This window comes from Kribbella deserti (assembly GCF_042434725.1).
Classification (GTDB): domain Bacteria; phylum Actinomycetota; class Actinomycetes; order Propionibacteriales; family Kribbellaceae; genus Kribbella; species Kribbella deserti.
This window is the reverse complement of the sequence record NZ_JBHLTC010000001.1, coordinates 161765-177964: the sequence shown is the minus strand read 5'-3', so window position 1 is coordinate 177964 and position 16200 is coordinate 161765. Positions and strand designations below refer to the sequence as shown.

Annotated in this window: 12 protein-coding genes and 2 tRNA genes; 4 read left to right on the top strand and 10 right to left on the bottom strand. The window is 67.0% G+C overall.

What is annotated here, in order from left to right:
* Positions 1 to 93 precede the first annotated feature (93 nt).
* The 6 genes from ACFFGN_RS00825 to ACFFGN_RS00800 all read right to left on the bottom strand — a co-directional run bounded on the left by ACFFGN_RS00825 (position 94) and on the right by ACFFGN_RS00800 (position 6447).
* Positions 94 to 1746 carry an alpha/beta hydrolase gene (locus tag ACFFGN_RS00825; protein WP_380043263.1) on the bottom strand — a complete coding sequence of 551 codons (1653 nt, stop codon included), beginning with the start codon at positions 1744 to 1746 and terminating at the stop codon, positions 94 to 96.
* A 205-nt stretch (positions 1747 to 1951) separates the two neighbouring features.
* Positions 1952 to 3247 (bottom strand): ATP-dependent Clp protease ATP-binding subunit ClpX, encoded by a 1296-nt coding sequence (gene clpX / locus ACFFGN_RS00820; protein ID WP_380043262.1) that lies wholly within the window; start codon positions 3245 to 3247, stop codon positions 1952 to 1954.
* Between the two features lie 179 nt (positions 3248 to 3426).
* On the bottom strand, positions 3427 to 4038 hold the full coding sequence (locus tag ACFFGN_RS00815; protein WP_380043261.1) for an ATP-dependent Clp protease proteolytic subunit: 612 nt from the start codon (positions 4036 to 4038) through the stop codon (positions 3427 to 3429).
* A gap of 27 nt (positions 4039 to 4065) precedes the next feature.
* Positions 4066 to 4689, bottom strand: coding sequence for a ClpP family protease (locus ACFFGN_RS00810; RefSeq protein ID WP_380043260.1), 624 nt, complete (start codon positions 4687 to 4689; stop codon positions 4066 to 4068).
* Positions 4690 to 4905: 216 nt separating this feature from the next.
* Entirely contained in the window at positions 4906 to 6294 is a 1389-nt protein-coding gene (gene tig / locus ACFFGN_RS00805) for a trigger factor (RefSeq protein ID WP_380043259.1), read from the bottom strand.
* Positions 6295 to 6374: 80 nt separating this feature from the next.
* Positions 6375 to 6447: transfer RNA gene (locus ACFFGN_RS00800), tRNA-Pro, on the bottom strand.
* A 126-nt stretch (positions 6448 to 6573) separates the two neighbouring features.
* On the opposite strand from ACFFGN_RS00800, the gene ACFFGN_RS00795 reads away from it, so the two are divergent.
* Positions 6574 to 6647 (top strand) — tRNA-Gly (locus ACFFGN_RS00795).
* Between the two features lie 258 nt (positions 6648 to 6905).
* Here ACFFGN_RS00795 and ACFFGN_RS00790 read toward each other — a convergent pair.
* Complete coding sequence (locus ACFFGN_RS00790) at positions 6906 to 7511, bottom strand: dihydrofolate reductase family protein (protein ID WP_380043258.1); 606 nt, start codon at positions 7509 to 7511, stop codon at positions 6906 to 6908.
* Between the two features lie 100 nt (positions 7512 to 7611).
* Between ACFFGN_RS00790 and ACFFGN_RS00785 the strand changes: the two genes are divergently transcribed.
* Positions 7612 to 8142 carry a YciI family protein gene (locus tag ACFFGN_RS00785; protein WP_380043257.1) on the top strand — a complete coding sequence of 177 codons (531 nt, stop codon included), beginning with the start codon at positions 7612 to 7614 and terminating at the stop codon, positions 8140 to 8142.
* Between the two features lie 152 nt (positions 8143 to 8294).
* Here ACFFGN_RS00785 and ACFFGN_RS00780 read toward each other — a convergent pair whose 3' ends face one another.
* Positions 8295 to 9521, bottom strand: a complete 1227-nt coding sequence (locus tag ACFFGN_RS00780) for a choice-of-anchor P domain-containing protein (protein WP_380043256.1) — start codon at positions 9519 to 9521, stop codon at positions 8295 to 8297.
* 398 nt (positions 9522 to 9919) lie between these two features.
* Positions 9920 to 11788, bottom strand: coding sequence for an FG-GAP-like repeat-containing protein (locus ACFFGN_RS00775; protein ID WP_380043255.1), 1869 nt, complete (start codon positions 11786 to 11788; stop codon positions 9920 to 9922).
* Positions 11789 to 12219: 431 nt separating this feature from the next.
* Here ACFFGN_RS00775 and ACFFGN_RS00770 point away from each other — a divergent pair, with 431 nt between their 5' ends.
* Positions 12220 to 13881 (top strand): ABC transporter ATP-binding protein, encoded by a 1662-nt coding sequence (locus tag ACFFGN_RS00770; protein ID WP_380043254.1) that lies wholly within the window; start codon positions 12220 to 12222, stop codon positions 13879 to 13881.
* Entirely contained in the window at positions 13878 to 15704 is a 1827-nt protein-coding gene (locus tag ACFFGN_RS00765) for an ABC transporter ATP-binding protein (protein WP_380043253.1), read from the top strand. The genes ACFFGN_RS00770 and ACFFGN_RS00765 overlap by 4 nt, the downstream gene beginning before the upstream one ends.
* On the opposite strand, the gene ACFFGN_RS00760 is transcribed toward ACFFGN_RS00765, so the two are convergent.
* The gene (locus ACFFGN_RS00760; protein WP_380043252.1) at positions 15701 to 16192 is read right to left on the bottom strand and encodes an NUDIX domain-containing protein; all 492 of its coding nucleotides are present in this window, start codon (positions 16190 to 16192) and stop codon (positions 15701 to 15703) included. The genes ACFFGN_RS00765 and ACFFGN_RS00760 overlap by 4 nt on opposite strands.
* Between the last annotated feature and the right edge of the window lie 8 nt (positions 16193 to 16200).

Below are 16200 nucleotides of genomic sequence, written 5' to 3'. Positions count from 1 at the left end.
CGCCAGCAGAGCAAGGAAGATCGCCCGGACCCCTCACCTGGATCCGGGCGATTCCTTTGCGCTGACCTCAGAACAGCAATGGCCAGCGAGACCTCAGAACAGCGGGGTCATCGTGGTGGTGTTCTTCGCCTTCATCGGCAGCGGGTCGAACGGCTTACGGTCCTGCTCGCAGGTCGTGCCGTCGGCCGGCGCCTTCAGATCCACCAGGTAGTTGGTGATCAGGTTGTCGGCGCACTTGCTCTTGTAGAGCATCGTGTGACCCCAGCCGTTGACCGTGACCATGCGCCCGTTCGGCCAGAAGTCCGTGTACGGCCGGGTCGCGCGGTACGGCGTGGCCGGGTCGAACTTGGTACCGATCACCAGCACCGGCTCCTTGGTGGTCTGCTTCCACGGACCGAGGTAGGCGTCCGTGTCGCGGATCGGCATGAACTCGCACGGCTGGCCGATCCAGGTCCGGGCGCGGCCGAAGTGCGGCGCCACCTTGTCGGCCGCGTCGGCGTACTGCGGGTAGGCGAACGGACGGCCGCTCTGCCGGGACTCGATGCACGGCTGCAGGCCCGAGCCGATACCGCTGTAGTCCTCGGCGCGGCGGATCCAGCTCAGCACTGACGACGGCACCCGCTGCGTGGCGACGGTCGCGCGCTTGGCCGACTGACCCGAGGCGACGGCCAGCTGAGTGATCAGGGCCGAGAGGTCGGCGTATCCGGCCGGGTCGTACAGGCCGAAGAAGATCGTCATCACGGCCGTCTGGTAGTTAACGGAGAACTTGGTGCCGTCGGGCAACGTGACCACGGCCGGTTCGACCTTCAGCCGCTGCAGCATGGCCTCCGTGACCTTGGCGGGGTCGCCCAGACCTGCCAGCGGGCAGGCGCTCGCTCCCGCCTGCGCGCACTGCCGGTTGAACTCGGCTAGCACCTCGGTGCCACCCTCGCCCTGCCGGATGCGGGCCCCGAGCGGACGCGAATCGCCGTCCGAACCGGAGTACCACTCGGGCTGCATCGTGCCGTCGAGCACCAGCGCCCGGACCTTGCCCGGGAAGAGCTTCGCGTACGTCGCGCCGAGGTAGGTGCCGTACGAGTAGCCGATGTAGGTCAGCTTCTTGTCACCGACGGCCTGTCGCAGCAGGTCCATGTCGCGGGCCACGTTGGCCGTCGACATGTGCGCGAACCGGTCCGGCGAGGTGGTCATGCAATTCAGGGCGAGCTGAATGCTGCCCTTGAGGTACTCCCGCTCCTGCGCCTTGCCGAGCGGGAAGATCTCCTGGCCTTCGAAGAACTTCGCCTCCTCGGCCGCCGTCGGGAAGCAGGTCGTCGGGTCGGACAGCCCGACACCTCGCGGATCGAAGCCGAGGATGTCGAACCGGGCCCGGAGCTGTGGGCTGTAGGCGGTCAGGCCGATCTGGTGCAGCGTCTGCACGCCGGGACCACCAGGACCGCCCGGGTTCATGAAGACCGTACCGAGCTTTGCGCCCGGGTTCGTCGCGGGGAGCCGGGTGAGCGCGATCGTGGTGGTCGCACCACGTGGCTTGTCGTAGTCGGTCGGCACCTCGACCGAGGCGCACTGGAACGGCTTCAGCTCCGGCTTGTCACCGCAGCTACCCCAGGCGATCTTCGGCACCACCGGCCCACGCGCCGCGGTTGAGGCGGCGGTGGGGGCTGCCGCGGTCGCGGCGGGTACGGCGATGGCAAGCGGAGCTACCAGGGCAGCGGCGAGGACCAGGGCCGAGGTCCGTCTTCTCGTGAGCATGGCTCTCCAAGTCGTTGTGGACACGTCGCGTCCACCCTAGAAAACGACCGTGCGACCGCGCGTCCACCTCTGGGCGGGGCCGACCCCTCCCCCTACAGACGGTCCCTATAGCCGCGTCCCTGAGCGCGATCCGTGCAGACCGGTCCAGAACGCGAAAAGGGCCCCGGTTGAATCCGGGACCCTTTTCGCTGTGCCTGCTGGTCGATCAGGCGGTCTTCTCGCGCCGTTCGCGCTTGCGCTCGATCTGGTCGCGCGGGATCAGCGTCGGATTGACGTTGTCCAGCACCACCTCGGCGTTGATGACCACCTTGGCGACGTCATCACGGCTGGGCACCTCGTACATCACGTTGAGCAGCACCTCTTCCATGATGGCGCGCAACCCACGCGCGCCGGTGCCGCGCAACAGTGCCTGGTCCGCGATCGCGTCGACCGCGTCGTCGGTGAACTCGAGCTCGACGTTGTCGATCTCGAACAGCCGCCGGTACTGCTTGACCAGCGCGTTCTTCGGCTCCGACAAGATCTTGATCAGCGCGTCGCGATCCAGCGGCGAGACCGTGGTGATCACCGGCAACCGGCCGATGAATTCGGGGATCAGGCCGAACTTCAGCAGATCCTCCGGCATCACGTCCGCGTAGCCGCTGGTCTCCTTGATCTTCTCGTCGTCGCGGGCCAGCGTGAAGCCCAGCGTCTTCTTGCCGACACGCTGCTCGACCATGTGGTCCAGACCGGCAAACGCACCGCCAACGATGAACAGCACGTTCGTCGTATCGATCTGGATGAACTCCTGATGCGGGTGCTTGCGGCCGCCCTGCGGCGGGACCGAGGCCGTCGTACCCTCGAGGATCTTCAGCAGGGCCTGCTGCACGCCCTCACCGGAGACGTCCCGGGTGATCGACGGGTTCTCGCTCTTGCGGGCGATCTTGTCGACCTCGTCGATGTAGATGATGCCGGTCTCGGCCTTCTTGACGTCGTAGTCAGCGGCCTGAATCAGCTTCAGCAGGATGTTCTCGACATCCTCACCGACGTACCCCGCCTCCGTCAGCGCGGTCGCGTCGGCGATCGCGAACGGAACGTTGAGCATCCTGGCCAGCGTCTGCGCCAGATAGGTCTTGCCACAGCCCGTGGGGCCGATCAGCAGGATGTTCGACTTGGCGAGCTCGACCGCCTCGTCCTTCGCGTGCCGGCCCGAGCTGGCAGAGCTCTGGCCGTCGCGGACCCGCTTGTAGTGGTTGTACACCGCCACGGCGAGTGCCTTTTTCGCCACGTCCTGACCCACGACGTAGGCGTTGAGGAAGTCGTAGATCTCGCGAGGCTTCGGGAGCTCCGTCAGACCGACCTCGGAGCCCTCGTTCAGCTCCTCCTCGATGATCTCGTTGCAGAGATCGATGCACTCGTCGCAGATGTAGACGCCTGGACCGGCGATGAGCTTCTTGACCTGCTTCTGGCTCTTGCCACAGAACGAGCACTTGAGCAGATCTCCGCCGTCACCTATGCGTGCCACCGGGAGTGATCCCTTCTCTCAACAGTCGAGGTCGACCGGTGTTCCGGGCCGAACCCGGACCCAGTTCGACGGTACCGCGCCGAGGGGCGATTCGCCGTGCTTACCCACGCGTCGATCGCTACGCCGGTGGCGAACGCACGCCCCTCTTGACAGCACCGTCGATAACCGGTCATCCGGAATCAGACCCCGGCCGGGACCGGTGCCTTGCGGCTCTCCAGGATTCCGTCGATCAGGCCGTACTCCACGGCCTGCTCCGCGGTGAGGAACTTGTCCCGCTCGATATCGCGCGAAACCTCCTCGATCGACTTGCCGCTGGCGTCGGACAGCATCTTCTCCAGCAGCGAGCGCAGGCGCAGGATCTCGTTCGCCTGGATCTCGATGTCGCTGGACTGCCCGTAGGTGCCCTCGGTGGCCGGCTGGTGAATGATGATCCGGCTGTTCGGCAGCGCCAGCCGCTTACCCGGCGAACCGGCGGCGAGCAGCACGGCGGCGGCCGAGGCGGCCTGGCCGAGGCACACCGTGGCCACGTCGGCCTTGATGTATCGGATCGTGTCGTAGATCGCCGTCAGCGCCGTGAACGAGCCACCGGGCGAGTTGATGTAGATGCTGATGTCGCGGTCGGGGTCCATCGACTCCAGGCACAGCAGCTGCGCCATCACGGCGTTCGCGATCTCGTCCGAGATCGGGGTGCCGAGGAAGATCGTGCGCTCCTCGAACAGCTTCGTGTAGGGATCGACCCGGCGCATGCCGTAAGACGTGCGCTCCTCCCACTGCGGGATGAAGTAGTTCATGGTGTGTCCTTAAGGTTCAGTGGAAGGTCAGGAGTTGGGGCTACCGCTGCTGAGCTGAGCGGCACTCGCGACCACGTGGTCGATGAAGCCGTACTCCTTCGCCTGGTCCGCGGTGAACCAGCGGTCACGGTCGGCGTCGTTCTCGACCTGCTCCAGCGGCTGACCGGTGTGCTCCGCGATCAGCTTGAACAGCTGGGCCTTGATGTGCAGCGACTGCTGCGCCTGGATCTTGATGTCCGACGCCGTACCGCCCATACCGCCGGAGGGCTGGTGCATCATGATCCGCGCGTGCGGCAGGGCGAAACGCTTGTTCTTCGCGCCGGCGCAGAGCAGGAACTGGCCCATCGAGGCGGCCAGGCCCATGCCGACCGTGGCGACGTCGTTCGAGATCCACTGCATGGTGTCGTAGATCGCCATACCGGAGTCGACCGAACCACCTGGCGAGTTGATGTAGAGCCAGATGTCCTTGTTCGGGTCCTCGGCGTTCAGCAGCAGCATCTGAGCGCAGATCGCGTTCGCGTTGTCATCCCGGACCTCGGACCCCAGAAAGATGATCCGGTTGGTCAGCAGGCGCTGGTAAATGTGGTCGTCGAGTCCGCCTGATCCGCTGCCGCCGGCGGCGGTGGGGATGGCTGCGTTTGTCTGGTTCACGAAGCCGACATTACTGGGCCGCATCGACAGACCTAAGCGGGTCCGGCGGGTGTTCGCTCACGGCGCACTGTGTCCGCCGTCAGCCAGCGACCGAAAGCGGTGCAGCCGGGCCTCCCCAGCACCCAGTCGTACGTCGAACGCGGACCCCACGGCTGGCGAAAACAGAACAGCGGCCGCCTTTGCGGGCGACCGCTGTTCGGAGTTTGCTGCTGGAGATCAGGCCTTGACGGGCTCTTCCTCAGCGGCCGGCGCGGCCTCGGCCTCGGCGGCCGGGTCGGCGTACGTGCCGTCGGGCTGCAGGGTCTTCAGCTCGACCACGTTGCCGGAGGCGTCGGTGACCTTGGCGTTCTCGACCAGGTGGGCGAGCGCCTTGCCGCGAACGACCTCGGACACCAGGCTCGGCACCAGGTTGTGCTCGACGGCGTGCTGGGCGAACTGGTCCGGGCTGACACCGGAGCGCTGCGCGTGCCGGATGATGTGCTCGGTCAGCTCCTGGTCGTTGACGCTGAGCTCCTGCTGCTCGGCGACCATGTCCAGCACGAACTGCGCGCGAATGGCGTCCTCGGAGCGCTTCTTCAGGTCCTCGTCGAACTCTTCCTCGGTCTGCTCCTCGGTCTCGAGGAACTGCGCGAAGGTCATCCCGGAGTAGCCGAGCTGCTGCTCGAGGTTCTCCCGGCGGGCGGCGAGCTCGTCGGTCAGCAGGCCCTCGGGCACCGGCACGTCGACCAGCGTGAGGATCTTCTCCAGCACCGCGTCGCGGGCGTCGCCGGCCTGCTCGAGGCGCTTGCCACGCTCCAGGCGGGCGCGCACGTCGGCCTTGAGCTCCTCGGCGGTGTCGAACTCCGAGGCGGTCTGGGCGAAGTCGTCGTCGAACTCCGGCAGCTCCTGCTCCTTGACGGCGGTGACGGTGACGTCGACCTGCACGTCCTCACCCTTCAGCTCACCGCCGACCAGCTGGGTGGTGAAGGTGGCCGACTCGCCGGCGGACAGACCGAGCACGGCCTCGTCCAGCCCGTCGAGCAGCTGACCGCTGCCGACCTGGTACGACAGGCCGGTGGCCTGCGCCTCCTCGACCTTCACGCCGTCCTTGCTGGCCGACAGGTCGAGGGTGATGTAGTCCTTGTCCTGCACCGCGCGCTCGACCGGGTTCAGCGAGCCGAAGCGCTGACGAAGGGCCTCCACCTGCTCGTCGACCTCGTCGTCGCTGATCGCGATGTCCTCGACGCTGGCCTCGATACCGTCCAGGTCGGGCAGGGTCAGCTCGGGACGAACCTCGACCTCGGCGGAGAACTGCAGGCTCTCCTTGTCGTTGAACTCGGTCACGTCGACCTCAGGCCGGCCGATCGCCTTGACCTGGTTGTCCTGCACGGCCTGCGAGTACAGCTTGGGCAGCGCGTCGTTGATGGCCTCTTCGAGAACCGGTCCACGACCGACCCGCTGGTCGATGACCTGCGGGGGAACCTTGCCCTTGCGGAAGCCCGGGACGACGATCTGCTGGGCGATGCTCTGGTACGCCGCGTCGAGGCTCGGCTTGAGCTCCTCGAACGGCACCTCGACGATGAGCCGGACCTTGGTCGGGCTCACGGACTCGACGGTGCTCTTCACGGTGGCGGTTCTCCTTGGTCGGTGACGCTGATCGGTACTGCACCCGCGCAGCCGTTTACACGGCCTCGCGGAGGGTTTTGTCGGGGCGACAGGACTCGAACCTGCGGTCTCCTGCTCCCAAAGCAGGCGCGCTAGCCACTACGCTACGCCCCGGTGGCGACCGCACGAGTCTAGTGGACGCAGACCCATGCTCGCTGCCACCCCCTGTTCGGCCCCGATTGGGCACTCCCGGACGAGTTGTGAAATCATGTCCGGGCGCCACTGGAAACCGGCGCGAACGCGGGTGTAGCTCAATGGTAGAGCCCCAGTCTTCCAAACTGGCTACGCGAGTTCGATTCTCGTCACCCGCTCCAAGAAAAGGCCCCCAGCCACCCGGCCGGGGGCCTTTTGCGTGCGGTGAACACCCGCGCTGGCAGAGTCGCCGGTATGGGCGACGCGGATCGGGACCGGCAGGTGCTGGTTGTTGGGAGGACAGGCGGGCCGCCCTGCTCGGATTTGTCAGGCACGACGCCGAATTTCTCAGCCAGCGGATCGCCCGGACCCTGACCCCCTGCCAGGACCCCGTTCCCCAGGTGGGCCACGCGCGGCCGCCCGCGCTCATCTCCTCGTTGTCAGTGGTTGAGGCGGTAGTGGAGGTGGGTTACGCCGGAGTCGCCGGGGAGGACTCGGGTTCGTTCGAGGGTGCGGGGGTCGGGGCCGGGGTGGCCGAAGAGGGGTTGGCCGGCGCCGAGCAGGATCGGGACCAGATGGAGCTCGAGCTCGTCGAGTAGGCCTGCGGCGAGGGCGCGTTGGGTGATGCCTGAGCCGTGGACCAGCACGTTCTTGTCCCCCGCGGCTTCCTTGGCGGCGCGTACGGCGAACTCGAGGTCGTTCACGTAGTGCACCAGGGGCCAGTCGGCCGCCCAGGCGGGAGCCGGGTTCCGGCTGAGGATGTAGATCGGTACGCCGTCGTGGTGGTCGCCGCCCCAACCGCCCGCGGGTTCGAACGTGGCTCGCCCGGCGATCACCGCGCCGGTCGACATCATCTCGTTCCAGATCTGCCGGTTCGCCGGTCCGAGCCTCTGCACGGCGGCATCGAAGTCTCCCGCGTGGTCCGCCGGGAAGATCCACTCGTGCAGCCGCTCGCCGCCGTCGCCCAGGCCGTTCTCGGGACTGACGTTGGGTCCGGTGACGAAGCCGTCGAGAGATACCGACATGTAGAGCACGGTCGAGGCCATGGCTGGCTCCTTCGGTTCGGTTCTGGCGTCACCGGGACATCGGAACAGCGTCCGGAAATTCGACATGGCCGCCAACGGTTTTCGTCTAGGCTCACGCGCTGTGGAGTACTTCGTCTATGGCCGTGACCTGCCCGGCGCCTTCGACCTCAAGGTGCGGCTCCGCGAGGAACACTGGTCCTTCATGGACGAGTACGCCGACCGGCTGATCGCGCGCGGTCCGACGATGACCCCCGACGAGTCGGCTTCGACCGGCAGCCTGCACATCGTGGACCTCCCGGACATCGCGGCCGCTCGGGCCTTCGCCTACGAAGAGCCCTACTACCTGGCCGGCGCCTTCGAAACCGTCCTGCTCCACCGCTTCCGCAATCTCGCGGGTCGCACGATGTGGGAGTTCACCGAGGCGGTCGAGGACTACGAGCGGTTCCTCGTCTTCAGCCTGGATCCGACGGCGCCTGAACCCGCCGCGTCGAAACACCTGATCGTGTACGGCGATCTGCTGGCCCTCGACGGCGAAACCCGCATCGGCCACGCCGTACTGCTCGAAGCGCCATCCGCCGAGTCCGCCGCCACCGTCTTCCCCGCCACCGCCAACGCCGAAGTCCACCCCTGGCGCTTCGGCGGCCGCAACTAGCCACCCCGGAGGACGTCCGCACCTCCTCGCCGTACACCAGAGGGCGATCCGACGGTGGTTACGGAGCGTGGCGGTGCCGGCCTCGTCCAGGGAGTCTGGGAGGCCGGCCCGCGGTTTTCGTCAACCGGCGATAGTGCGCCGATTGGGCACTGTTAGCCGACGATGCCGGATTCGGCGTGGGAGATCTGGACCGTGGTGTTGAGGGCGGTGATGCGTAGTTCGACCGCCGTGACCGAGATCCAGCCCGTGGTGCGGCTGAGCTTGTTGAAGGTCAGGGTGCCCAGGCCGGCCACGTTGATCTGCTGGTTGGGAGCTGTCGGTACGGGGACCGAGCGGCCGTTGATGACCAGGGAGCCGATCGAGGTGCTCCAGGACGTGTAGTACCTACCGCCGGTCTTGGTGGCCGACGTTCGGGCTGTCACGGCGGACAGCTTCACCGCGCCATTGCCAAGATTGACCGAGGCAACGGTCGCCGACATGTTGCCGGTGGCAATGGTGGGTCGCAGTGATCCGGCCTGGCTGGTGCTCAGACCGTTGACGGTGACAACGTTCGGCACGGTGAGGCCGGCCACGTTGACCGTTCGCAGGGCGCCGTTGGTGCCGTAACAGGTGGTCTGCAGCGAGGTCGGCCCGGAGGTGACGATGTTGCCGACGTTCACCTGGGTCGTGTAGGCCTTGCCACGCAGCAGCGCGGTGCTGGGTCCGCCGACCGAGGCGCTGGTGAGCAGCAGTGCGATCGTCGCGCCCTTGGGCAGATACGGGTTACTGACGGTCGAGTGGATCAGGACCGCTACCGAACTGGCCGTTGCGCTCTGCGGCGTCTGGGTCTTGATCGTGCGGTTCAGCTGCAGGAATCCCAGCCCCGGCACGTTCACCGTGGTGTTGGGCGCGGGGTTCAGCAGACCGGGAACGGACAGGCCGGCGATCTTGACCCCCGCGAAGCGGGACCCGGAGACCATCTGGAACTTGCCGTTCTTGTAGACCGCCTGCGAGTAGCTCTGCGCGCCGACCAGCTCGAACAGCAGGCCGATCCGGATGTTCGCGGCCGTTGCGAAGCTGGTGGTGCCGTCGCCGCGCGAGTCGTTGTGGGTAAAGGTGCGGGTGGCAACAGTATGCGCCAGTGCCTGTCCGCCCACGACGGCCGACGCCAGGGTGTTCGACCGGAAGAGCGGTACTTGCCTGGTGCAACCGAAGAAGCTGGCTGCCTGCGGGCCGGAGTTCACCAAGCCACTGGCGACCAGCGTGCCGTGCGCATAGCCGCTGTAACCGAACTGCGCCGACGCGTTCGCCGGGAGCGTTGCCGCCACCAGACTCGATCCGGCGACGACGAGCGCGACGGATGCCGCCGTGAGTGCCCTGATCCTGGTTCTGACTGTCATGACATGACTCCTCTTGGAGTGCGATGTGCGGGCCCCACGCGCGGTCGATGCGATCGAACCGCGGCACGGTGGAGAACCCTTGTGCAGCATTGCTCTGCTGCGGAGTGACGGACGCGATGAGGCGCGGCCGTCAGGAGCCCCGTTCACTGGCTACATCGTGGCCGGAGGCAACAGTGTTACAGAGGGTAACGATTTGACTGTCATTGTCAGCGGATCCCGATCAGAGCGGCTTATCTGCCAGCAAACGGGTACCGAGACTGGTTAACAGCGTGCCCAACGTCATCGCAACGGCGAGGGCGAGCGCCCCCAGGGCCTCGGAAACCGGCTTCGTCTTCGTCATGCCTGGAATCCTGGCGCCCGCCCACGCCCTAACGCCTGAGTAGCACTACCCGATCACGCTAGGCGCCGCACCGGCCGGCGAAGACGTCGGCTCGTCCGTCGCCGGTCAGGTCGGCGAGTTCCAGACTGCCCAGCGGGCACGTGGCCGACGCCAGTGGCGCCCACGACACGCGTCCGCCCGAGGAGTAGAACCACTGGGTTCCACTCGTGCGGAACACGTCCGTGCGCCCGTCGCCGTCCAGGTCGCCGAACCGCAGCGCGGATACCGGCGCACCGGACGTGGCCAGCGGCGTCCAGTTGCCGGCGCCGCCCGCCGAGTACTGCCAGCGGTCGCCAACGAGCGCGAACACATCGGTTCTACCGTCGCCGTCGAAGTCGCCGAAGCCCATCCAGCCGACATCGAGCCGAGCCGTGGCAAGCGGCCGCCACGCGGACGTCCCGGCCGACGAGTAGTACCAGCGGGTGCCGTCCGTGCGGAACACGTCGGTCTTGCCGTCACCGTCGAAGTCGCCGAACCGGAGATCCGCCAGCGGCACCGAAGAGGTGTTCAGCGCCTGCCAGTTCCCGGTCGCCCCGGACGAGAAACGCCACTGCTCCCCGGCGACGGAGAAGACGTCGGTCCTGCCGTCGCCGTCGAAATCGCCGAACCGCGTCCCGGCCCGGGTCACGTTCGACAACGCCCCGGCGACAAACGGCCCGGTTCCACCCGGCGAGTAGTAGAAGCGGTGCCCGGTAGCGCGGAACACGTCCGTCTTGCCGTCGCCGTTGAAGTCGCCGAAACCGAGTTCGGACACGTCGAACGTGTACGGCCGGAGGTCCTGCCAGTTGCCCGTGCCGGAGGCGGACATCCGCCAGCCGACGGGACGCCGGCCGCCCAGCTGGTGACAAGTCCCGGTGGTGGTGCCGTAGGTGTTGGTGCCGACGGTGAGGTTGCCGGTGAAATGACGCTGCAGTACGGCGGCATCGCGGCTGGCGTGCGCGAAACAGTTCCCCGAGACCCAGGCGCCGGTGTACGGCCTGCCCCGTACGGCGATGGCGGCCTGCGCGCTCGAACGGAAACTGTTGTGCTTGATGTGGATGACGTCCCCGGCGTACGGCGCGCCGTTGCCCAGGGCCTCGTTCTCCCCGTGCATGTCGAAGCCGTGCGAGCGGGCGTTGTCGACCACGAGGTTGTACCTGGCGTCGTACCGCTGCGTGCGCAGGCCGTTGCCCGCGATGGCGTGCCGGTTCTGCCGGAAGGTGTTGAACTCGATGACCGCGCTGGAGTTGTTGTACAGCACGACGCCATAACCGAGGCCCGTACGCCGGTTGTTGTGGATGTCGTTGTTCGCGATCCGCGCCTCCAGCGTGTCGGCCAGATACACCGCGCCGTGCGACCAGGCGGACAGCTCGTTGTTGTCCACGGTCAGATCCGAGGCGTCGACGGCCTCGATGCCACGGGAGTTGTCGTACTGGTAGGCGTCATCGCGGATCTCCGGGTCGGGCCCGCGCAGCCGCAGGCCGGTGATCCGTACTCCGCTGCCCTTGAGCGCGAACTGCGCCCAGGCCTCCCGCTGCCCGAGGTCCAGCTCGGTGTTGAACAGCAGAGCGCCGGGCGAACCGGCCTGGCCGCGGTCGCTGGCCAGGGTCACACCGGCGGGAATGGCGATCCGCTTGAGCCCGGTCAGGTTGATCGACGCCGTCCCGGTGACGAAGACGGTGTCACCCGCCTTCGCTGCGGCCAGCGCGGCGAGCAACTCCTCCTTCGTATCCACCTCGATCACGGCGGCAGCCGAGACCGCAGCGGCCGGAGGTGGAGCTGCGGCGGCCGGAGCTGGAGCCGCGGCGGCTGGAGGTGACACGGCGGCGGCTGGAGGTGGCACGGCGAGCGCGAGCACCGCCATCACGCTGATCGCGCCTCGGGAATAGAGCGTCTTCGCTGACACCATCTGCCCCTTCATTGAGCCTCACTGTCCGCGACGGGCGCGCCGCGGGCCGTCACCATACAGTCCGCCCAGGCCTTCCGCGAGGGCTACGAAGCAGTACGGCGAGGTGGTACTCATAGCGGTTCGCAATGAGTTCGCGGGGCTCTGGGCGAGCGCGGCCGGTGCATTGATCACGGGACACGCCGGTAGCCGAAGCCGGCACCGAAAAGACAGGACAAGCGCTTACCGGCTGGGCGATACTGGAAATCGCGCCGTTTTGCGGTCGCCGATCCCCACTGCCGAGCATGATGGGAAGTGCGCCCCTCCAGATGCCGTCCGAGCAGACAGTCAAAGCTCCCTCGATCCGACCCGTCTCCTCCAGAACCCCTCGCCGCAGCCGTAATCTGCTCCGGCTGACCCCCTACCTCCGGCCGCACAAGTGGCGGCTGGTCACGATGTTCAGCACCGCCATTCTCGGCGTCGCAGCCAGCCTCTCGATTCCCCTGGTCATCCGCGCTGTCATCGACGGGCCGGTGGTCCGCCGCGAACTCGACCTCCTGCTCCCCCTGGGCCTGCTGGCGCTGGCGCTCAGCCTCGCCGAGGCCGGCCTGGTCCTGATGCGCCGCTGGGCCCAGTCCCGGGCCGTCAGCGATCTCGAAGCCACTCTCCGCCGTGACCTGTACGTCCGGTTGCAGGCTCTGCCGATGGACTTCCACACCCGCTGGCAGAGCGGGCAGTTGCTGTCCCGCGTCACCGTCGACCTGTCCACGATCCGCCGGTTCATGGGCTTCGGCCTGTTGTTCCTGGTGATCAACATCCTGCAGCTGGTGGTCGTCACCATCCTGCTGCTCAATCTCTACTGGCCGCTGGGCATCATCGTGGTCGCCGCGGCCGTGCCGATCATCTGGATGTCCCTGCGGTTCGAGAAGAAGTACCTGGCGATCTCTCGCCGGGTGCAGGACCAGCAAGGGGATCTGGCCACCACGATCGAGGAGTCCGCGCTCGGCTTCCGCGTGATCAAGGCCTTCGGCCGCCGCGAGCACGTGAAGTCGCAGTTCAACGACGACGCGGTCAAGCTCTACGGCTCCTCGATCGAGAAGGTCCGGCTGGCCTCGCGGTTCTGGACCTTTCTCGAGGTGATCCCGAACCTCACGCTGGTGATCGTGCTGCTGCTCGGCGCGTTGGCCGTCGGCAACGACACCATCACCTTGGGCACGCTGGTCGCCTTCCTCACGCTGATGCTGTCGCTGATCTGGCCGGTGGCATCCCTCGGCTTCATTCTCGCGATGGCCCAGGAGGCGATGACCTCGGCCGACCGGATCACCGAGATCCTCGACACCCATCCCACCATCACCTCCGGTCCGGACGAGCTCACCGAGCCACGCGGGCATCTGCGGTTCGAGGGCGTGGGGTTCCGGTTCTCGCCGGACTCCCCCGATGTACTGCACGACATCAACCTCGACCTGCCACCCGGTACGACGCTCGCTCTGGTCGGCGCCACCGGTTCGGGCAAGACCACCCTGACCGCCTTGGTCCCGCGGCTGTACGACGTCACCGCCGGGCGGATCACCATCGACGGCCACGACGTGCGGGACCTGACCTTGCCGTCGCTGCGCTCTGCCGTCGCCTCGGCCTTCGATGACCCGATCTTGTTCTCCATGAGCGTCCGGGAGAACCTCACGCTGGGTCGGCCGGATGCGACCGAGGAAGACATCCAGCAGGCTCTGGAGATCGCCCAGGCCACATTCGCGAATGACCTGCCGTGGGGCCTGGAGACCCGCGTAGGTGAGCAAGGCATGTCGTTGTCCGGTGGCCAGCGCCAACGACTTGCGTTGGCCCGGGCGGTTCTGGCGAGGCCTGCGGTGTTGGTACTGGATGACACCCTCTCGGCGCTCGACGTACACACCGAGGCCTTGGTGGAAGAAGCGCTGCGCAACGTGCTCTCGGAGACCACCGGCATCGTGGTGGCGCATCGGGCCTCCACGGTGATGCTTGCGGATCAGGTCGCGCTCCTGCAGGGCGGAACGATCACCCACGTCGGTACGCACGCGGAACTGCTCGCCACGGTTCCGGCGTACAGGAACCTTCTTGCGGCGGAAGAGGGGGTTCACGCATGACCCAGACGTCAGAACAGGCTTGGCGCGGCTATGCCGAGGAGAACGGCGACGACCTTCCCCAGGCGGCTTCACTCGTACTGAAGGAGCAATCGCGCAAGCTGCTTGGCGAGCTCCTTCGCCCGCACAAGAAGCTCATCTGGCTACTAGTGGTCATCGTGGTCGTGGAGAACGCGGCCCGCCTTGCCGTGCCGTACTTGGTCCATCTCGGTATCGACCACGGCATCCCGCCCATCCTGGCGGGAGAGGGTGCAACCACCCTTGTCACGGTAGTGAGCTTCGTACTGGCCTCGGCGATCATTCAGGCCTTCGCCCGGCAGATGTTCCTCATGCGGTCTGGGAAGCTCGGGCAGACGATTCTGCTTGGACTGCGTCGCAGGGTGTTCGACCACTTCCAGCGGCTCAGCCCGTCGTTCCATGACAAGTACACCTCGGGCCGGGTGATCTCGCGTCTGACCTCGGACGTGGATGTCATCGACGAGATGCTCGAGACCGGGTTCGACGGCCTGGTGACGGCCGTACTCACCTTGTTCGGTACGGCGATCCTGCTGCTGACGCTGGACCTCAAGCTCGGGCTGGCCGCGCTGCTGTCGTTCCCGGTCCTCTTCGCGATCACGGCCTGGTTCCGCCGCCGTTCGGCCCAGGTCTACCGGCGGACCCGCGAAACCGTCGCGCTGGTGATCGTGCACTTCGTGGAGTCGATGACCGGCATCCGCGCGGTGCAGGCCTTTCGCCGGGAGCCGCGCAACGAGGAGATCTTCCATGGGGTGAACGACAAGTACCGGGCGGCGAACCTCGAGTCGTTCCGGATCAACGCGATCTTCATGCCGTCGGTCAAGGGCGTCGGCAACATCACGATCGTCGCGATTCTGGTGTACGGCGCGTGGGAGGCCTACCACGGCCGGGTGACGGTCGGCGTACTGACGGCCTTCACGTTGTACCTGCGGCAGTTCTTCGAGCCCCTGCAGGAGATCAGCCAGTTCTACAACACGTTCCAGTCGGCCAGTGCCGCGCTGGAGAAGCTCTCGACCGTCCTGGCGGAGGAGCCGGACGTACCCGAGCCGGCCGAACCGGCCAAGCCGGCTGACGCCCGCGGGCAGGTGGAAATGCGCGACGTGCGGTTCTCGTACGTCGACGGGGTTGAGGTCCTGCCGGGGCTCGACCTGGAGATCCCGGCGGGCCAGACGCTCGCGCTGGTCGGAACCACCGGCGCGGGCAAGACCACGATCGCCAAGCTGGTGGCCCGGTTCTACGATCCGACCGGTGGCGACGTTCTGCTCGACGGGATCGACCTGCGCCAGTTCACCGAGGACGACCTGCGCGAGCGGGTGGTGATGGTGACGCAGGAGAACTTCCTCTTCACCGGCACCGTCGCGGACAACATCCGCTTCGGTAAGCCCGACGCGACGATGGCGGAGGTGGTGGACGCGGCGAAGGCGATCGGCGCGCACGACTTCATCTCGGCCCTGCCGGACGGCTACGACACCTCGGTGGAGAAGCGCGGCAGCCGGTTGTCCGCCGGCCAGCGCCAGCTGGTCGCGTTCGCCCGGGCCTTCCTGGCGGATCCGGCCGTGCTGATCCTCGACGAGGCCACCTCCAGCCTCGACATCCCGAGCGAACGGCTGGTTCAGCGCGCGCTCCGGACCATCCTCACCGATCGGACCGCCATCGTGATCGCGCACCGGCTGTCCACCGTCGAAACGGCCGACCGGGTGGTCGTACTCGAACACGGCCGCATCCTCGAAGACGGCAGCCCCGCCGACCTGATCGGCAGCGGCGGCCAATACGCCGGCCTCCACCAGGCCTGGGCCGACTCCCTGGCCTAGACGCCGAGCCGTCGTGGCTCTGCCGGGACGCCTTGTTCAAGGTAGTCCCGGTAGAGCCGCGGCAGGGCCCGCGGGGAGAAGAGCGCCTCCCCGTCGTACTCTTCGAGCTCTTTGAGTGACCACCACCGGAACTCGGTCACGTTCTCCGCGGCCAGCTCCTCGTCGGTCATCGCACCGCGCGCCTCGAACCGTCGAACCTTCAGCACGAAGTGGTCGTTGATGACGCCATCGAACCCGGGCGCGTAGCGCGGGTCCTCCACCTGCTGGTTCCACAGGTGTCGCGGGTCCAGGCCGTCGAGTTCCAGGCCGATCTCCTCCCTCAGCTCCCGGGTCAGGGCCGCCAGCAGGGATTCGCCTGGCTCGATCCCACCGCCGGGCGCCGCCAGGATGACCTTGCCGGCCGTGTCCACCAGGTCGAACCGGCAAAGCAGCACGTGGTCCGACTCGTCGACGATGAGGGCCCGGACTGCGTGGCGGAACGTTGTCATCCAACCAC